Annotated in this window: 15 protein-coding genes and 1 pseudogene; 9 read left to right on the forward strand and 7 right to left on the reverse strand. The window is 36.6% G+C overall.

Translation table 11 applies throughout. From position 1 onward, the window contains the following. A pseudogene (locus tag ABIQ28_RS13475) lies at positions 1-575 on the forward strand (DNA polymerase IV); the annotation flags it as partial. Between the two features lie 241 nt (positions 576-816). On the opposite strand, the gene pyk reads toward ABIQ28_RS13475, so the two are convergent. From pyk to ABIQ28_RS13500, 5 genes are all read right to left on the reverse strand, one after another. Continuing rightward, entirely contained in the window at positions 817-2,259 is a 1,443-nt protein-coding gene (gene pyk, locus ABIQ28_RS13480) for a pyruvate kinase (protein WP_348038175.1), read from the reverse strand. A 3-nt stretch (positions 2,260-2,262) separates the two neighbouring features. Beyond that, on the reverse strand, positions 2,263-2,742 hold the full coding sequence (locus ABIQ28_RS13485; RefSeq protein ID WP_348038177.1) for an IPExxxVDY family protein: 480 nt from the start codon (positions 2,740-2,742) through the stop codon (positions 2,263-2,265). A gap of 126 nt (positions 2,743-2,868) precedes the next feature. Continuing rightward, on the reverse strand, positions 2,869-3,615 hold the full coding sequence (gene rnc / locus ABIQ28_RS13490; protein ID WP_348038179.1) for a ribonuclease III: 747 nt from the start codon (positions 3,613-3,615) through the stop codon (positions 2,869-2,871). Positions 3,616-3,622: 7 nt separating this feature from the next. Beyond that, positions 3,623-4,873 (reverse strand): beta-ketoacyl-ACP synthase II, encoded by a 1,251-nt coding sequence (gene fabF / locus ABIQ28_RS13495; protein ID WP_348038181.1) that lies wholly within the window; start codon positions 4,871-4,873, stop codon positions 3,623-3,625. Between the two features lie 12 nt (positions 4,874-4,885). Beyond that, a complete protein-coding gene (locus ABIQ28_RS13500) occupies positions 4,886-5,119 on the reverse strand; it encodes an acyl carrier protein (RefSeq protein WP_007647141.1) in 234 nt (77 codons plus the stop codon). Between the two features lie 300 nt (positions 5,120-5,419). Between ABIQ28_RS13500 and ABIQ28_RS13505 the strand changes: the two genes are divergently transcribed. Then, a complete protein-coding gene (locus ABIQ28_RS13505; protein WP_348038185.1) occupies positions 5,420-5,989 on the forward strand; it encodes a phosphoribosylglycinamide formyltransferase in 570 nt (189 codons plus the stop codon). Positions 5,990-6,113: 124 nt separating this feature from the next. After that, positions 6,114-6,752, forward strand: a complete 639-nt coding sequence (locus ABIQ28_RS13510) for a ribonuclease H family protein (RefSeq protein WP_348038187.1) — start codon at positions 6,114-6,116, stop codon at positions 6,750-6,752. A 906-nt stretch (positions 6,753-7,658) separates the two neighbouring features. Here ABIQ28_RS13510 and ABIQ28_RS13515 read toward each other — a convergent pair. After that, complete coding sequence (locus ABIQ28_RS13515) at positions 7,659-7,904, reverse strand: hypothetical protein (RefSeq protein ID WP_348038189.1); 246 nt, start codon at positions 7,902-7,904, stop codon at positions 7,659-7,661. Between the two features lie 223 nt (positions 7,905-8,127). Between ABIQ28_RS13515 and ABIQ28_RS13520 the strand changes: the two genes are divergently transcribed. Together ABIQ28_RS13520 and ABIQ28_RS13525 are read left to right on the forward strand one after the other, a co-directional pair. Continuing rightward, complete coding sequence (locus ABIQ28_RS13520) at positions 8,128-9,063, forward strand: PfkB family carbohydrate kinase (RefSeq protein ID WP_348038191.1); 936 nt, start codon at positions 8,128-8,130, stop codon at positions 9,061-9,063. Positions 9,064-9,345: 282 nt separating this feature from the next. Beyond that, positions 9,346-11,244, forward strand: coding sequence for an amidophosphoribosyltransferase (locus ABIQ28_RS13525; RefSeq protein WP_348038193.1), 1,899 nt, complete (start codon positions 9,346-9,348; stop codon positions 11,242-11,244). Between the two features lie 593 nt (positions 11,245-11,837). Here the strand turns inward: ABIQ28_RS13525 and ABIQ28_RS13530 are convergent. Next, positions 11,838-12,446, reverse strand: a complete 609-nt coding sequence (locus ABIQ28_RS13530) for a superoxide dismutase (RefSeq protein ID WP_348038195.1) — start codon at positions 12,444-12,446, stop codon at positions 11,838-11,840. A 211-nt stretch (positions 12,447-12,657) separates the two neighbouring features. Here ABIQ28_RS13530 and ABIQ28_RS13535 point away from each other — a divergent pair, with 211 nt between their 5' ends. The 4 genes from ABIQ28_RS13535 to ABIQ28_RS13550 all read left to right on the forward strand — a co-directional run. After that, positions 12,658-15,804 carry a UvrD-helicase domain-containing protein gene (locus ABIQ28_RS13535; RefSeq protein WP_348038197.1) on the forward strand — a complete coding sequence of 1,049 codons (3,147 nt, stop codon included), beginning with the start codon at positions 12,658-12,660 and terminating at the stop codon, positions 15,802-15,804. A gap of 22 nt (positions 15,805-15,826) precedes the next feature. Continuing rightward, the gene (gene kbl / locus ABIQ28_RS13540; RefSeq protein ID WP_348038199.1) at positions 15,827-17,020 is read left to right on the forward strand and encodes a glycine C-acetyltransferase; all 1,194 of its coding nucleotides are present in this window, start codon (positions 15,827-15,829) and stop codon (positions 17,018-17,020) included. A gap of 121 nt (positions 17,021-17,141) precedes the next feature. Continuing rightward, entirely contained in the window at positions 17,142-18,503 is a 1,362-nt protein-coding gene (locus ABIQ28_RS13545) for an OmpA family protein (RefSeq protein WP_348038201.1), read from the forward strand. Between the two features lie 61 nt (positions 18,504-18,564). Further along, positions 18,565-18,800 (forward strand): hypothetical protein (locus tag ABIQ28_RS13550; RefSeq protein ID WP_348038203.1); only part of this gene is annotated, 236 nt, incomplete at its 3' end.

Below are 18,800 nucleotides of genomic sequence, written 5' to 3' on the forward strand. Positions count from 1 at the left end.
AGACATTGGATATCCGAAAATTTCATGGCGTAGGAAAGGTCACGGCAGATAAAATGTACCAATTGGGGATATTTCTGGGAAGCGATTTGAAATCAAAAACCTTGGACTATCTTGAAGAGCATTTTGGAAAATCAGGCAGCTATTATTACCAGCTTGTTAGAGGCATCCACAATAGTGCTGTTAAACCCAACCGCATTCGGAAATCATTGGCTGCCGAGCGCACCTTCAATGAAAATCTATCAAGCGAAATCTTTATGCTCCAAAAGTTAGAAAAAATCGCCAAAGAAGTCGCAAAACGCTTGGAACAAAGTAAAGTTTCGGGAAAAACAGTGACTTTAAAAATAAAGTATAGCGATTTCACGCTACAAACCAGAAGTAAAACTTTGCCTTATTTTGTCAGTAATAAAGATATTATTCTTGAAACTGCGAAAGATTTGCTATACCAAGAAAAGATGAACAATTCTGTAAGATTATTGGGTATTTCATTATCTAATTTGAATACTGAAGACCCAAAATCAAAGTCGAAACTTCAACCAGAAAAAAGTGTGAATGTCCAATTAAAATTTTCTTTTTAAAGCGCAAACTGTATTTAAATGTAATGGCGTTGTATTCAGAACCACTATCCCCACTATAATCTTTAAGATCCATTTGCTAATCCGCGACTTTATAAGCCGAACAATTGTCTCAAAGGTTGAAACTTCAAAAACTCATCTCACTGGTAATTTCTGCAATAAATCAAAAACAAAAAACCTCAAAGCCATTGAAAGACTATGAGGTTTGTATATTTAAAAGCTAAATGCTTTAAACTTTTGAACTCTAAAAACTACAATTAGTAATCTCAGTAATTCTTAAGGTGTTTACCATTCCCTTCTCTTGAATAGGCATTGCTGCTAAGCTCACGAGCATGTCTCCAGTTTCCAAATAACCTTTTTTACATGCAATCGCATTCACATCTTCAATAGTTTCATCTGTACTGACAAACTTATCATAGAAAAATGCTTTAACACCCCAAAGCAAGTTCAGTTGTGTTAGAATGCGTTTATTGGACGTAAACACTAAAATATGTGAACTTGGTCGCCATGCTGAAATTTGAAATGCCGTATACCCACTATTCGTCAAGGTTGAGATCGCTTTGGCATTAATTTCATTGGCCATATTAGCCGCATGATAACAGATAGACTTCGTAATATAACGTTTGGTACGAATATGAGGAGGCGATTGCGGCACTTTAATCAATGGCGAATCTTCAACACTTTTAATGATATTACTCATTTGTCTGATAACCTGAACAGGATATTGTCCAACCGAAGTTTCTCCAGAAAGCATCACGGCATCAGCACCATCCATAACGGAATTGGCAACGTCGTTAACTTCTGCTCGTGTTGGCGTTAAACTCGTAATCATCGTTTCCATCATTTGCGTAGCAATGATTACAGGAATACGGGCACGTTTAGCGCGTAATACCAATTCCTTTTGGATCAATGGCACTTCCTCTGCAGGAATTTCCACACCCAAATCGCCACGTGCCACCATTAAACCATCACAATGAGCCACTATTTTATCAATGTTTTCAACGGCTTCTGGTTTTTCTATTTTCGCAATGATCGGAATTTTGTGATCACTATGCTTTTTAATCAACTCTTCCAATTGCATTAAATCTTCAGCATGACGCACAAAAGATAAAGCCATCCAATCCACTTTCAACTTAATTGCAAAAATGGCATCTTCAATGTCCTTTTCTGTCAAGGCTGGCTGAGAAATATTGGTGTTTGGTAAATTGACGCCTTTCTTCGATTTTAATGGACCACCTTGGATGACACGGGCTTTAACCTCGGATTTTTTATCCGTCGAAACCACTTCAAAGATCAATTTTCCATCGTCAAGTAAAATGCGTTCGCCTGGTTTTGCGTCTTGAGGAAATCGGTCATAAGTCATATAGACACGCTCTTTTGTGCCTTCAAACTTTTTACCGGTAGCAAAGATGATTTCATCGCCTTCATTGACAATAACATCGCCCTTCATAACACCCACACGTAATTTCGGACCTTGTAAGTCGGCCAAAATGGCGACATTGTATCCAAATTCATCATTGAGTTCACGAATCATATTGACGCGTTCTTCCACATCGGCATAATCAGCGTGTGAAAAGTTGATTCTAAAAACGTCCACGCCCTCATCGAGCATTGCTTTTAATACCGCTTTAGTACTTGTAGCCGGTCCTAGTGTGGCTACTATTTTTGTTTTTTTTCGTTTTTGCATTAATCAAAAAATTAAATTTTCCTTAGACTTTAATTGGTCTACGTCTATTGTGTAAGTAGTTATAATTTGAGGAATCGCCTGAATTTTTTCAAGCATCTCCTTTTCATCAAAGTAACGGTCATCATTTGAAATTTTAATCAAATAATCGACATTTTTCAGTTCTGGTAACAAGTGGTATGTTTTCAGGACCTTTTCATTAGTCGAAAATAATGAACCTGAGCTTTGCAAGCTATCTTCTTCCTTTTTACAAACGTTAGACACCATATGCCACGTTGCAAAATGTTCTTCATCATTCCATTCATAAATAGAATAAGTCGCTGCAAAATACCTGTAGTCCAAATCCTGAGGTTGGCGCTTTAAGTTTAGTTTTAAATGTTTATTGAGAAGATATGCTAATCTGTAATCTTCCAACCTACAATGAATGGCTAAAAGCGAATAGGAAGCGTCATAAAAATCGTCTACAAGTAGTTTGTGTAACGCCATAGTGATACTAACGTGAAGTGTAAAGATAGCACTTTATCCCAAGTATAATATGAAGTTTAGAATATTCTTAACAGGCAGACCACTCGAAATCGTTGTAGTTAGTAACTTTTATCAGAAGCAATAAATCTATTCCTTAAAAGCTCTATTTATCCTGTTTTGAAAAGCGAAAAAAGCACGTTTAGCAGCCTTTTCTTCCGCTTTCTTTTTGGAGGTCGCTCTTGCTTTTGAAATTACTTTGCCATCAATGGATAGCTTAACTGAAAAATGTTTAATATTATCGTTGCCCGTGTCTTCATAAACATTAAAATCAAAAGTACTTTTTTCCTTTTGACACCATTCAATCAACAAGCTTTTGTAACTGATGACTTTCCCTTCAAGGGTTTCAATATCGATATGTTTGTTGATGACGTTCTTGTTGATGAATTTCTCGCATTGCTTATAGCCTTTATCCAAATAAACCGCACCAACCAAGGCCTCAAAAAGGTTCCCGTGAATATTGCTTCCAAAATTGCTTGTAGGGATTTTTGATTCGACAAAATCAATGAGCTTCAATTCTTTCCCCAATTCATTAAGATGCTCCCGGCTTACGACTTTTGAACGCATTTTTGTCAAATAGCCTTCATCGCCCTCGGGCACTTCGCTATAAAGGTAAGCCGCAATAACAGCACCAAGCATAGCATCTCCAATAAACTCAAGTCTTTCATAATTAAGTGCCACCCCATTTTTGTCCTTAATATTCATAGAACGATGGGTGAACGCCTTGACATAAAGATCCTTATCCTTAGGTTTATAGCCTAGGATTTTTTGAAGTTGCAAAAAAAAATTCCCGTCAGTATTAGAACGGGAATTTAATATGTTACGAATGTAATTCATTCGGGATTTAGTCTAATTTTTTGAATAATACACAGGCGTTATGACCGCCAAATCCGAATGTATTACTCATAGCCACATTAACAGTTCTCTTTTGAGCCTTATTAAGTGTTAAGTTTAACTGTGGATCAATATTTTCATCTACAACCTCATGGTTTATTGTTGGGGGTACGATACCGTGTTCCATCGCCAAAATTGAGGCAATAGCTTCAATAGCACCTGCAGCACCCAATAAATGACCAGTCATTGATTTTGTTGAATTGATATTGATGTTTTTGGCATGTTTACCAAAAACTTCCGTAATTGCTTTAAGTTCGGCAACATCACCTAAAGGTGTGGAAGTCCCATGTGTGTTGATATGATCAACATCTTCAGGTTTCATTCCAGCATTTTCCAAACAATTTTTCATTACGGCAATAACTCCTATTCCTTCTGGATGTGGCGCCGTCATATGATAAGCATCAGAAGACAATCCGCCTCCCACCAGTTCAGCATATATTTTTGCGCCTCTTGCTTTTGCGTGCTCATATTCTTCAAGGATAATCGCCCCCGCACCTTCTCCCAAGACAAAACCATCTCTGGTCGCGTCAAAAGGTCTCGAAGCTGTTTCTGGACTATCATTTCTTGTTGATAAAGCATGCATCGCATTAAATCCTCCCATTCCTGCTATGGTAACCGCTGCTTCACTTCCACCAGTCACAATAACATCACAATACCCCAAACGAATATAGTTTAGAGCATCAATCATTGCGTTGGCAGCCGATGCACAAGCCGAAACCGTAGTATAGTTAGGTCCCATAAACCCATGTTTGATGGAGATGTTACCTGGAGCTATATCTGCAATCATCTTTGGAATAAAGAAAGGGTTGAAACGCGGGGTTCCATCGCCAGCGGCAAAATTAAGAACCTCATCCTGAAAAGTCTCTAACCCTCCAATACCTGCGCCCCAAATGACACCAACGCGAAGTTTGTCAACCACATTAAGATCCAATTTAGCATCTGCTATAGCTTCATCAGAAGCTACCATGGCATATTGCGTAAAGCGATCCATTCGGTTCACCATCTTCCTATCAATGAATTTGGTCGGCTCAAAGTTTTTTAGTTCGCATGCAAATTTGGTCTTGAACTTTTCAGTATCAAAATAAGTTATAGGCGCAGCGCCGCTTTTACCACTGATCAAAGCTTCCCAAAATTCATCTTTGGTATTCCCGATCGGTGTAAGAGCACCTAACCCAGTAACTACAACTCGCTTTAATTCCATAAAGTTTACTGCTTATTTTGCTGCTTCTATATAAGAGATAGCTTGACCAACTGTAGCAATGTTTTCGGCTTGGTCATCTGGAATTTGGATATCAAATTCTTTTTCGAATTCCATGATCAATTCTACAGTATCCAAAGAATCTGCTCCCAAATCATTTGTGAAGCTTGCTTCAGTGACAACTTCGTTCTCGTCTACACCTAATTTGTCTACTATAATCGCTTTTACTCTTGATGCAATGTCTGACATAATCTTTTAATTTTAAGTTTTATTAATTGGCAAAAATAAAAAACTTTATTTTAAAACCCATTCTTATTTCTAGAATATGCTAGAATGTGTTTGTAATTTAGTGAAAATACGATGAAGTATTTCTATTTTACCTCTTAATTGTTATTTATTATTCTTTTTTTTGTTTCAGAATTTGAAGCTAATATCTGTAAATGAAACGAGATTACGGAACTTTGCTGAACATTTTTTTAATTTACTAACCAATGACATCTGCATATCAACAAACTGTGCGGATAATAATTTATAAACAGAAAGTTGCAGATGAAACGTATCGTCATTTTTGCGTCCGGAAGTGGTACTAATGCTGAAAATTTAATCAAGTATTTTCATAACAATGATATTGGCTCTGTCATTCAGGTCTTGACGAACAATCCTCATGCCAAAGTTTTAGATCGCTGCAAAAACCTTAAAGTGAGCGCGCTCTCCTTCAACAGAATAGCATTTTCACAAAGCAATGATGTGCTCAACATTTTAAAGGCATCAAAACCCGATTTGATAGTTTTGGCTGGCTTTCTATGGAAGTTCCCTGAGTTCATACTTCATGAGTTTCCAAATAAAGTTATTAATATCCATCCTGCTTTACTTCCTAAATATGGAGGGAAAGGCATGTATGGGGATTTTGTGCACGAATCTGTAGTAGCCAATAATGAAACTGAAACCGGAATCAGCATTCATTATGTCAATGAGCATTATGATGAAGGTGCGATTATTTTTCAGGCGAAATGTGAGGTCACCACTTCAGATAGTGCAGAAACAGTGGCTTCAAAAATCCATGAGTTGGAGATGGCACATTTTCCGAAAGTTGTGGAGGAACTATTGAAATCACAATAATTTAGCTCCAAAAAACTACGGATACAGATTTTTGCAGTTGCACCTGACTCGTGTCAAATGGTGTAATTCTCGATCACAAATAATTAGTAATTTAATTAGATTCCCGCCTTCACGGGAATGACATATGAGTAAAAAGAAAAAATACTACGCCGTCTGGAAAGGCCATAAAACAGGCATCTTTGAAAAATGGAACGACTGCAAAGCCCAAATCAAAGATTATCCTGGCGCGCAATACAAATCCTTTGAAACTCTTGATGCAGCTCAAAAAGCCTTGGCCGGAAATTATTTTGACTATATCGGGAAATCCAAAAGCTTTACAAGTGGGCTATCCAAAGCTCAACTCGAAAAAATAGGCCTCCCTAACTATAATTCCATTTCGGTGGATGCTGCATCAAGTGGGAATCCGGGTATTATGGAATATAGAGGTGTGGACACTAAAACAAAAAAACAATTATTTATTCAAGGCCCTTTTCCGGAAGGCACCAATAATATTGGCGAGTTTTTAGCGCTTGTTCATGGCTTGGCATTTCTCAAAAAACACGAAAGCTCACGTATCATGTACACCGACTCAAAAATTGCGATGAGTTGGGTCAGAAAGAAAACTTGTAATACGAAGTTACCGAGAAATGAAAAAAATAAAGAATTATTCGATTTAGTTGACAGAGCAGTGACTTGGCTTAAAACGAACACCTACAATACGACTATCGTGAAATGGGAAACCAAGGCTTGGGGAGAAATTCCTGCGGATTTTGGGAGGAAGTGATTATATGAAATAACTAGAAATTGCTTGATGGTTTGATATAAATGTTACCAAATACTTAGGAACTTTCTTCTCAAAGAAGATATACCAGGAAGTCCTTTTATTACTTTTATAAAACATGTAAAAACTTCCTAAATGTGCTAAGTTGAGTGAGGTAAGTTTTCTTGAGAATGTAGATATGTTATCTTCGATAAAATCAATAAGGCTGTTTTTGTACTCTAACGCGCTTTCTAAAAAACCAAAATACTCGTTTTTATAGAGGATATAAACCAAATAATTAATATAGTTAACGACCTCAGACTTATAATAAACGGTTACTTTTTCCAATCCAGCGATTTTAAATAAACATCTGTTTCCTCTTTAAGTTCGTTGACGGTAATAGCTTGAGCGATGGCTTTGTCAAAATCTCTCCTTTTCAATTTCTGAATTGATAAATTTGCTCTAAGGTATCTTTATCTTGAAGATCTCAAATCCATTTGATCAATTCTTCTTTTTTGTCGTTGGTTGTCATATCGAAACGTAATTTGATTAAAGAAATGATTTTCTAAATATTCAAATATTGTTTATGGAATCAAATTTCAATGAATTCAACATTTTGAGAAATCTCCCGCTGATTTTTGGGAGAAAGTGATTTACTCATACAGTCGTTTTTGGTGAATAATTCTTTGAACATAGATTGTGTTTCCTTCGATTAAATAGTGAATACCAAATGGAAATGTATTCGTGAAAACAATCTTGATATTGCGATAACGTTTTTGAAAATGCTTAGGATTAATGGTTATTCGCTCAATGGTTGCGATAATTCGTGATTAATTTTAGAATTCAAACTCTTTGAAATCGACAAATAATAAATATTAGCTTCTCTTAAATCTAATCGTGCTTCATCACTTAATTTAATATAAAAAGACATTAAATCATATCCTTTTTAACGTCATCCCAAGAGGTATAATTAGTTTTCCCCTTGTGATGATTGTCAATCATTCTGTCCATCATATCTTTGTATTCTTCAGAAGGTTCAAAAGCATGAGCATCTTCCCTCAATACAAACTCCATGTAATTCTTAAGATTCCTCCCTTGATTTTTTGCTTTTTCTTCAAGAATAGCAAGCGTTTCCTCATCTAAAACAACTTCCTTTCGTTTTTTTTGTGATGACATAAAATATAATTTAATTAAATATACGTATTATATACGTAGGTCAATATATCAATTAAAAATTATTTTTAAACAACAATATTCTATAAATAAGAAATGAGTTTAGGTAAGTTTTCTTTAGAATCTCCATGGAAATGTTTAGTTTGTTAAGATTTTTTTATCAAAATACATTCGTGAATTCGTGGCTAAAAAGCCTTATATTTGCAGCAAATTTTGAAACCTGATTATGAGCAAATTAGTAATTGTAGGTACCGTTGCCTTTGACGCTATCGAAACACCTTTTGGAAAAACAGACAAAATATTGGGTGGCGCTGCGACTTTTATCGGATTGGCAGCTTCCCAATTTAATGTAGATGCCGCAGTTGTTTCAGTGGTTGGTGGCGATTTTCCTCAAGAGTATTTAGACTTTTTATCAGATAGAAAAATTGACATTTCCGGTGTTGAAGTTGTAAAAGAAGGCAAAACTTTTTTTTGGAGCGGCAAGTACCACAATGACATGAACACACGTGATACTTTGGCAACAGAACTTAACGTACTTGCTGATTTCAGTCCTGTAGTTCCAGAAGCTTACAAAGACGCAGAAGTGGTTATGCTAGGCAACTTGCACCCTTTGGTACAAATGAGCGTTTTGGAGCAGATGAACAAAAAACCAAAAATGGCAATTCTGGACACCATGAATTTTTGGATGGATTGTGCTTTAGAGGAATTAAAAGCAGTGATCAAAAAAGTGGATGTCATTACCATTAATGATGAAGAAGCACGCCAATTAACTGGAGAATATTCTCTTGTGGTAGCCGCGCAAAAAATTCATGAAATGGGCCCCGAATATGTAGTGATCAAAAAAGGAGAGCACGGCGCTTTATTATTCCATGGTGAAAACGTATTTTTCGCCCCTGCCTTACCATTGAGAGAAGTGTTTGACCCAACAGGCGCAGGCGATACTTTTGCCGGCGGTTTTGCTGGATATTTAGCGAAGACGGAAGATTATTCTTTTGAGAACATGAAAAATGCAGTCATCTATGGTTCGACACTGGCGTCCTTTTGTGTTGAAAAATTTGGGACAGAGCGCATGATAAACCTTGATGATAAAGAAGTATATCAGCGTTTGAATCAGTTTAAGCAATTGACGCAGTTTGAAATCGTGTTGCAGAGCAATCAATAAAAATCGAATAATAAAAAAACGATTAAATATGATCTTTAAAAAACAAATATTAAAAGCATATAAAATTGTTCTTGCAAAAAACATCTAATTATCATGATTTTAAATTCTTTGGACATGACATTTAAACAACAACTTTTCGAAGGTTATAAAATTCAATTGACATAAACTTAAACTAGCGCGCTCCAAATGGGCGCGTTTTTTAATTTCCTTAAGTCGTAATTAAAGTGAATATATTCCGACTTTAAATAGTAACAATAGCAAATCTAAAATTAGAAAAACCCAATGAGCGATGCATTAAAACATGAGTGTGGAATTGCACTTATAAGACTTTTAAAGCCTTTAGATTTTTACAAACAAAAATATGGCAGTGCATTTTATGGCGTCAATAAAATGTATCTGATGATGGAAAAACAGCATAACCGTGGACAGGACGGCGCTGGTTTTGCAAGCATCAAATTAGATACCGCCCCCGGCGAACGTTATATCAGTCGTGTACGCTCCATTGCACAGCAACCTATTCAGGATATTTTTGCGCAAATGAACGAACGCATCAATAGAGAATTTGCTGAAAACCCAGAATATGTAGACGATGTCGACCTACAAAAAAAGAACATCCCTTATTTGGGCGAAGTGCTTTTAGGCCACGTGCGTTACGGGACTCATGGTAAAAATAGTATTGAGAACGTTCATCCTTTTTTGAGACAGAATAACTGGATGCATAGAAACCTTATTGTTGCGGGTAACTTCAACATGACCAATGTTAATGAGCTTTTTGAAGGCTTGGTTAAAATTGGGCAGCATCCAAAAGAAAAGGCAGACACCGTTACGATAATGGAAAAAATCGGTCATTTTCTAGATGATGCGGTTGCCAAAAAATACAAACAACTTAAATACGAAGGGTATAATAAAAATGAATGTTCACCCTTGATTGCCGACCGTTTGAATGTTGCTAAAATATTGAAACGCTCTGCTAAGGATTGGGATGGAGGTTATGCAATAGCAGGACTTTTAGGCCATGGCGATTCATTTGTATTACGCGATCCTGCCGGAATCAGACCAGCCTACTATTATCAAGATGATGAAATTGTTGTGGTCGCTTCTGAACGTCCTGTTATCCAAACCGTGTTTAACGTTGATTTTGATGATGTGAAAGAGTTGACTCCTGGACATGCCATCATCACAAAAAAATCCGGAGAAACATCGATCAAAAAAATCCTGGAGCCTTTAGAACGTAAAGCTTGCTCTTTTGAACGCATCTATTTCTCACGAGGAAGTGATGCCGAAATTTATCAAGAGCGAAAAAAATTAGGTAGACTACTCATGCCGAAAGTATTGGAAGCCATTGATTTTGATACGAAAAATACGGTGTTTTCCTATATTCCAAATACCGCTGAAACGTCGTTCTTCGGGATGATTGAAACGGTTGAAGACCATCTCAATAAAAAGAAAACCCAAGCCATTCTTGCTGGTAATGGTGGACTTTCTGCAGAAAAAGTGACGCAGATATTATCAGAGCGACCTCGTATTGAAAAGATTGCTATTAAAGACGTCAAACTCCGCACTTTTATCACTGAAGACAGCAGCAGGGACGATTTAGTAGCTCACGTCTACGACGTCACTTATGGTGTGATCAAGCCAACAGATAACCTTGTTATTATTGATGATAGTATTGTACGTGGCACCACTTTAAAAAAGAGTATCATTAAAATGATGGACAGGCTCAACCCAAAGAAAATAGTGGTGGTCTCCTCTGCACCTCAAATTCGTTATCCAGACTGTTATGGTATTGACATGGCAAGATTGGAAGATTTAATTGCGTTCCGAGCGATGTTAGAACTATTAAAGGAAAACGATAAATACCATCTTATAGAAGAGGTCTATAAAAAATGTAAAGCGCAAATTGAATTAGACGACAAGGATATCAGAAATTTTGTAAAAGATTTATACAATGAATTCACTGCAGAACAAATTTCAGATAAAATTGCAGAACTTATCTGTGATGCTTCCATAAAAACAAAAGTGATAACAATTTTCCAAAACATCGAGAACTTGCATTTAGCATGTCCGAAAAACTTAGGAGATTGGTATTTTACTGGAAACTATCCAACACCTGGTGGAAATCGTATCGTAAATAGAGCGTTTATCAACTTTTATGAAGGGAATAATAGACGTGCTTATTAATTTTAAAATGAGTGAAATAATGGTGTTATCGAACACAAAGAGCGCTTAATCGGATAATTTAACAGTTTGCCTAATTTTTACATCAAGTTGTTATAATTCAACATACTTTAGTGATACCATAACATAAGTAGGTTAAGTTCATGGTAGATTTGGGGCAAAAAAAGGTGGACACTCGTCCGCCTTTTTTTATGCCCCTTTTATTTTAATTTCCAAATTAATAAATCCTCAATTTCACCCAATCAAATCATAACAATTACATTAATATATCCTTCAAAATCGAAATTTCTTATCAAAATCTCATTCAGCCTAATTTATATGTAGTTTATCTAATAAATTTAACTATTACAATATAGTCCTCCTATATTTGCTCCACCATAACATAAGTAGGTTAAGTTCATGGTAGATTTGGGGCAAAAAAGGTGAACTCTCGTTCACCTTTTTTCATATATACCTGCGAACGCAGGTATCTCGGATATAGAATTCACATTATCCCAAAACAGATTTTAGAAAAATATTCCCTAGCCTGAAATCATAATCAAAAAAAAAGCAAACCCATTTGAGTTTGCTCTTCTATAAATTAGTCAAGTTGAAATTTACTTCGCTTCCGCATAGCGTCTTTCAACTTCGTTCCAATTGATTATACTAAAAAATGCATTGATATAATCTGGTCTTCTGTTTTGATAATGTAAATAGTAGGCATGCTCCCAAACGTCTAATCCTAAAATTGGAGTTCCACCGCAACCTACACCAGGCATCAATGGATTATCTTGGTTTGGCGTCGAGCAGATTTGAACCTTCCCTCCTTTGTGCACGCACAACCAAGCCCATCCTGAACCAAATTGTGTAGCCGCCGCTTTGCTAAATTCATCTTTAAATGCATCAAAAGATTTAAATTCAGCTTCAATGGCATCCTTCAAATCGCCAGCCAATTCTCCTTTACTCTCTGGGTTTATGACTTCCCAAAATAAGGAATGGTTATAAAAACCGCCACCATTATTTCTAACAGCCTTATTGTCCATATCTAAATTGATCAAGATATTTTCAATGGTTTTGCCTGCCAAATCAGTTCCTTCAATGGCAGCATTTAAATTATTGGTATATCCTTGATGGTGTTTTGTATAATGGATCTCCATTGTTCTTGCATCAATATGAGGCTCTAAAGCGTCATACGCATATTTTAATTTCGGTAATTCGAAAGCCATAGTGTATAAGTTTTTTATGTGTTAATATTTATTCTACCCAAATTTACACATAAAACCGTGCATTAAAAAATATTAACCACTTCGTTGCTTAAGACTTAAGAAAATTTTAACGTTGCCATCTGTCAGGCGTATGATCACATTTCCCATCGAAAACTTGAAATTTCATCTTATAAATCGGCATTAGTTTTTATCTTGTATAAAAAACCAAATAATGGACGTTCAACCTCCTTTTTTAATTTATAATGCTTCCGCAGGTAGTGGAAAAACCTTTACTCTAGTCAAGGCCTATTTAACAATCTTGTTTACTTCCAATCAGCCGCACGCTTTTAAAAACATACTGGCGCTAACCTTTACAAATAAAGCGGTTGCCGAAATGAAAGAACGTGTAGTTGATATGTTGATCGCCTTTTCAGATCCTGTTATTTTGGATAAACCGACACCAATGTTTGGGATGCTTTCAAATGAACTTGATATTGATGCCCTAAATCTGCATCAAAAATCGAAGGGCATTTTAAATACCATTGCTCATAATTATGCAGCTTTTGATATTTCCACGATTGACAAATTTAATCATCGTTTGATAAGAACTTTTGCTCATGATTTGAAATTGCCTCTCAATTTTGAAGTGGAATTGGATACCAGAACAATTCTTGCAAAAGCCGTAGATCAATTGATTGACAAAGCAGGCACCGAAAAAGAGCTTACAAAAATATTGGTCGATTTTGCCATTGAAAAAGCAGATGAGGACAAAAGTTGGGATGTCGCTTTTGATTTTAATCAGATTGCACAATTGCTGGTCAATGAAAATGACATTCCATATATTGACTCTTTAAAAGATAAATCCCTTGATGATTTCAGCAATCTTAAAAAACAGCTAAAGCACGATTTGAATGCGCTCGAAGTTTACATTTCTGAAAAGTCTAAAGCCGCTTTGGACCTCATTGATGAAAGCGGATTGGAACATTCTGACTTTTCCAGGAATTCGTTGCCAAACCATTTTATCAAATTAAGGGATAGAACTTTTGATATGAAATTCGACAATAAATGGCAATTGGAAATTGGAGAATCAAAAATGTATCCAACGCGAGTTTCATCTACAACTGCCGCAACTATTGACAGCATACAACCCGCGTTGGCCTCAATATTTGAAGAAACAAAACAAAAGATTCTGCATATTAAATTCCTTAAAAATGTGCTTAAAAACATAACGCCTTTATCTGTTTTAAACGCCATTTACAAAAGTCTTCAGGACATCAAAATTGATGAAGATTTAGTCCTCATTTCAGAATTCAACAACCTCATCAGCACTGAAATAAAATCGCAGCCGGCCCCATTTATTTATGAACGTATCGGCGAAAAGTTCAAACATTATTTTATTGACGAATTTCAGGATACTTCAACAAAGCAGTGGGAAAACTTGATTCCATTAATCGACAATGCTATTTCTGGTCAAAATTTAAAGGGCGAAACGGGATCTGCCATGTTAGTGGGCGATGCTAAACAGGCTATTTATAGATGGCGCGGTGGCAAAGCTGAACAGTTTATCGATTTATACACCGAGCAGCAACAACCCTTTTATACCCAACAAAAGGTTGCAAACTTGCCTGCCAATTATAGAAGCTTAGAAACCATCGTAAGCTTTAACAATGATTTTTTTAAGCATTTATCCACTTTTGTTTTTTCTCATCGCTCACATCAGGACATCTACGAAGCGAGCCATCAACACCAATTTTTAGATGGTGAAGGTTTTATTGAACTCTCATTTTTAGAATTTGAATCGGAAGATAAAGACGAAGCCTATGGTCAAAAAGTGCTGGAAGCGATCCAAAAAGCAATAGACAACAAATTTGAGTTACGGGATATTTGCATTATTACCAGAAAAACCAAAGAAGGCATCGCACTTGCGGAGTATCTGAGCATTGAAGGCGTTCCCATTATTTCTTCAGAATCGTTGTTGCTTAAAAACTCACCTGAAGTACAGTTTTTAACCAGTGTCATTGCGCTAGCTTCACAGCCTTATAACGATATGTTGAAAATTGAGGCCTTGAGCTATCTGGCCGACCATGAACTTCACCTGGAAGATAAACACTTGTTTTTCGACAGCCTAGTACATTTGGAGGCTTTCGACATGTTTAAAAAACTAAGTGAATACCAACTGTTTTTCGATTTTAATCAATTTTTACAGCTTCCATTTTATGAGGCGGTAGAAAGTGTGGTCAGACAATTTCAATTAAATAAAACATCTAATGCTTATATTCAGTTTTTTCTGGATGAAGTTTTAGATTACTCCCAAAAATATAATGCAGGATTTTCCAATTTCACATCGCATTGGGACATCAAAAAGGAGAAACTTTCCATAACCTCTCCACAAGGCAACAATGCTGTACAAATCATGACCATTCATAAATGTAAGGGATTGGAGTTCCCGGTGGTCATTTTTCCTTATGCCAATCAGGAAATTTATTTTGACATGAATCCTAAAATGTGGTTTCCAGTAAATCCGGAAGCCTTCAATGGCTTTTCAAATGTCTTCATAAATGTCAATAAAGATTTAGAAGATCTTGGAGAGTTAGGTCAAACACTCTATGCAGATTACCGATCTCAATTGGAATTGGACAGTATCAACCTCTTATATGTTGTGCTTACCAGAGCAGTCGAGCAACTCTATATTGTATCAGAATATGACGTAGATAAAGGACAAAATGAAAAATTAGGCTTATATTCAGGCCTGTTCATGAATTATCTTAAATCGGCTGGTTTATGGGATGACGCTTTAAAAACATATACAATGGGAAATCCAACACGTATTCTGTCAGCAAAAAAAGTGGAACAATCCACGATTCAAAAGCAATTTATTTCGATAGCTAAAGAAAACCACGATTTACGAATCGTGACCAATGCTGGGTATTTATGGAATACCGAACAGGAAGCTGCCATTGAAAAAGGAAACTTGGTGCATTTAATCATGTCAAAGATTAGGACCGAGAATGATATTAATTTTGTTTTTGAAGAATTTGAGAACAAAGGCGACCTCAATGCTCAACAAAGTTCCGAACTCCAACCCATAATTAGGGGCATTGTAATTCACGAGCAATTGAAAGATTATTTCCTGCCAGAACTTACCGTTTATATCGAAAAAGACATCATCGTTTCCGGCGGGCTTATTTTACGACCAGACCGCATCGTTATAAATGATAGGCGCGAAGCGGTAATTATGGATTATAAAACAGGGGCTGAACGTCCAACACATCAAAACCAGATTAGGGAATACCAAACCATTCTTGAAGAAATGGGTTTTAATGTGGTAAGGAAAATACTTGTCTACATAAATGAGGACATTCAAATAAAAGAATTTTAACTTTGTATAAAATTAATTGATTATGTACGGTAAAATACAACAACACTTACAAAAAGAACTTGAAAACATTAAAGAAGCAGGTCTTTATAAAGAAGAGCGCATTATCACTTCTCCACAAGGGGCAGAGATCACGCTTAATACTGGCGAGACTGTTCTTAATTTTTGTGCCAATAACTATTTAGGGCTGTCCTCGCATCCCGAAGTAGTGCAAGCGGCCAAAGATGCACTGGACACTCATGGTTTTGGTATGTCATCAGTACGTTTTATTTGTGGGACTCAAGACATCCACAAAACCTTGGAGCAAAAAATAGCTGAATTTTATGGCACTGAGGATACTATTTTATATGCAGCAGCTTTTGATGCTAATGGCGGTGTTTTTGAACCGCTATTGGATGCAGAAGATGCCATCATCTCAGATTCCTTAAACCACGCGTCTATTATAGATGGTGTTCGTTTAAGTAAAGCTGCGCGCTATCGCTATCAGAATAGCGACATGGAAGATCTCGAAAAACAACTTATTGCTGCTGATGCTAATGGTGCACGCTTTAAAATCATCGTTACTGACGGTGTTTTTTCCATGGACGGATTGGTGGCGCCTTTGGATAAAATTTGTGACTTAGCTGATAAATATGATGCTTTAGTCATGATCGACGAATGTCATGCGACAGGTTTTATTGGCGAAACAGGACGTGGTACTTTAGAAGAAAAAGGTGTTATGGGACGTGTTGACATCATAACCGGAACCTTAGGAAAGGCTATGGGTGGTGCAATGGGCGGCTATACCACAGGAAAAAAGGAAATTATAGAAATGCTTCGTCAACGTTCAAGACCTTATTTATTCTCCAACTCTCTTGCTCCAGCAATTGTTGGCGCTTCGATAAAGGTATTTGAGATGCTATCAAGTGAGAACCCCTTCAAGAAACAGCTAGACCAGAATACCAAATATTTCAAGGAAGGCATGCAAAAAGCTGGATTTGATATTATAAATGGCGATTCGGCCATCGTGCCAGTAATGCTTTACGATGCCAAGTTATCTCAAACCATGGCCACAATGCTTCTTGAGGAAGGCATCTATGTCATCGGATTCTTTTTCCCTGTTGTTCCTAAAGATAAAGCAAGAATTAGAGTCCAATTATCAGCGGCCCACACAAAAGAGCATTTAGACAAGGCAATTGCTGCTTTCATTAAGGTCGGAAAAACATTAGAAATCATCTAAAATTATTCAAAACGTTCCCCTTTTAACGTTATGAGTCAACATTTTGACCAATTATCTTTGTTAATAAATTTTAACAACTTACTTTTGTAAGTAATTAACACTTAAAATTAAATTAAAGAATATGAAAAATCTTAGCAGATTATTTTTCGCTATGTTGCTTGTATTGAGCTTTAGCAAAGCCAACGCACAGGACGCTAATAACCCTTGGGCAATTGGGATTGGCGCAAACGCAGTAGACTTTTACCCAACAGGTGAAGACGGACAAGGTGGAATCTTTGACCAGTACTTTAATTTTGGAGACCACTACAACGTTTTGCCTTCACTATCTTCAATTTCAGTTTCGAGATATTTATCAGACGGTTTTTCTTTAACTGCAGCTGGTACTATCAACGAAATCAGCAAAATGGGCAATACACGCGTAGATGATTTATCATACTATGCAATAGATGGTACAGTTAAATACAGCTTTGCCAACCTATTGAATTCAAAGGTTTTTGAGCCTTACCTAGGAGTAGGTGGTGGTTACACTTGGGTTGATGACATCGGAGCTGGTACCGTAAATGGAACTTTAGGTTTCAATGTATGGTTTTCAGAGAATATTGGGATCACAGTTCAATCTGCATACAAACATGCATTTGAAGATTACCTAGCTACACATTTCCAACACACTGTTGGTTTAGCTCTTAAATTTGGTGGAAAAGACACTGATGGAGATGGCATTTACGATAAAGATGATGCTTGTCCAGACGTACCTGGTTTACCACAATTTAACGGCTGTCCAGATTCAGACGGTGATGGTATCGAAGATTCTAAAGACGACTGTCCTAACGAAGCAGGTTTAGCTGAATTTAACGGTTGTCCTGATACAGATGGTGACGGTGTTCCAGATAATATGGATGATTGTCCTACAGTTCCAGGTTTGAAAGCTTTAAAAGGTTGTCCAGATGCTGATGGTGATGGTGTTCCAGATCATTTAGATGAGTGTCCAAACCAAGCTGGTCCTGCTGCTAACAAAGGTTGTCCTTGGCCAGATAGAGATGGAGACGGTGTTTTAGATAAAGATGACAAATGTCCAGATGTTCCTGGTACAGTGGCTAACAACGGATGTCCAGAAAACAAGCCAACTGTAGAGAAAATGAAACAATTGAACGACTACGCTAGAACAATCTTATTTGATACAGGAAAAGCTACATTCAAAAAAGAATCTATCCAAACGTTAAATTCAATGAATGCGATCTTCAAAGAATTCCCAGAAGCTACTTTTGCTCTTGAAGGATATACTGACAGTGTAGGTTCAGATAAATCTAACCAATTGCTTTCTGAAAGAAGAGCTAATGCGGTAAGAGATTGGTTAATTGCTAATGGCATTGATCAAAATCGTTTGACTGCAAAAGGTTTCGGTGAAGAAAATCCAATTGATTCTAATGCAACTGCTGCTGGAAGAACTAACAACAGACGTGTAGAAGTAAAACTTACAAACTAAGTTTTAAAATAAATAATTGAAAAGACGCTCCGATATTCGGGGCGTTTTTTATTTTTATACAATGACAAGTTTTTTAAAAGAAGTTTTAGACGATATACAAAAGAAAGGGCTGGACATTTCTGAGCTCACTTTTATTTTACCAAGCAAAAGAGCGGGTACCTTTTTAAAAGATATCCTTTCTAAATCCATTGATCGAACCATCTTTGCTCCGGAAATTTTATCCATTGAAGAGTTTGTTGAAAGTTTATCTGAACTCCATTACGCCAGCAACACCGAACTTCTATTTAGTTTCTATCG

The sequence above is a fragment of the Gelidibacter sp. genome, assembly GCF_039916245.1.
Classification (GTDB): domain Bacteria; phylum Bacteroidota; class Bacteroidia; order Flavobacteriales; family Flavobacteriaceae; genus Gelidibacter.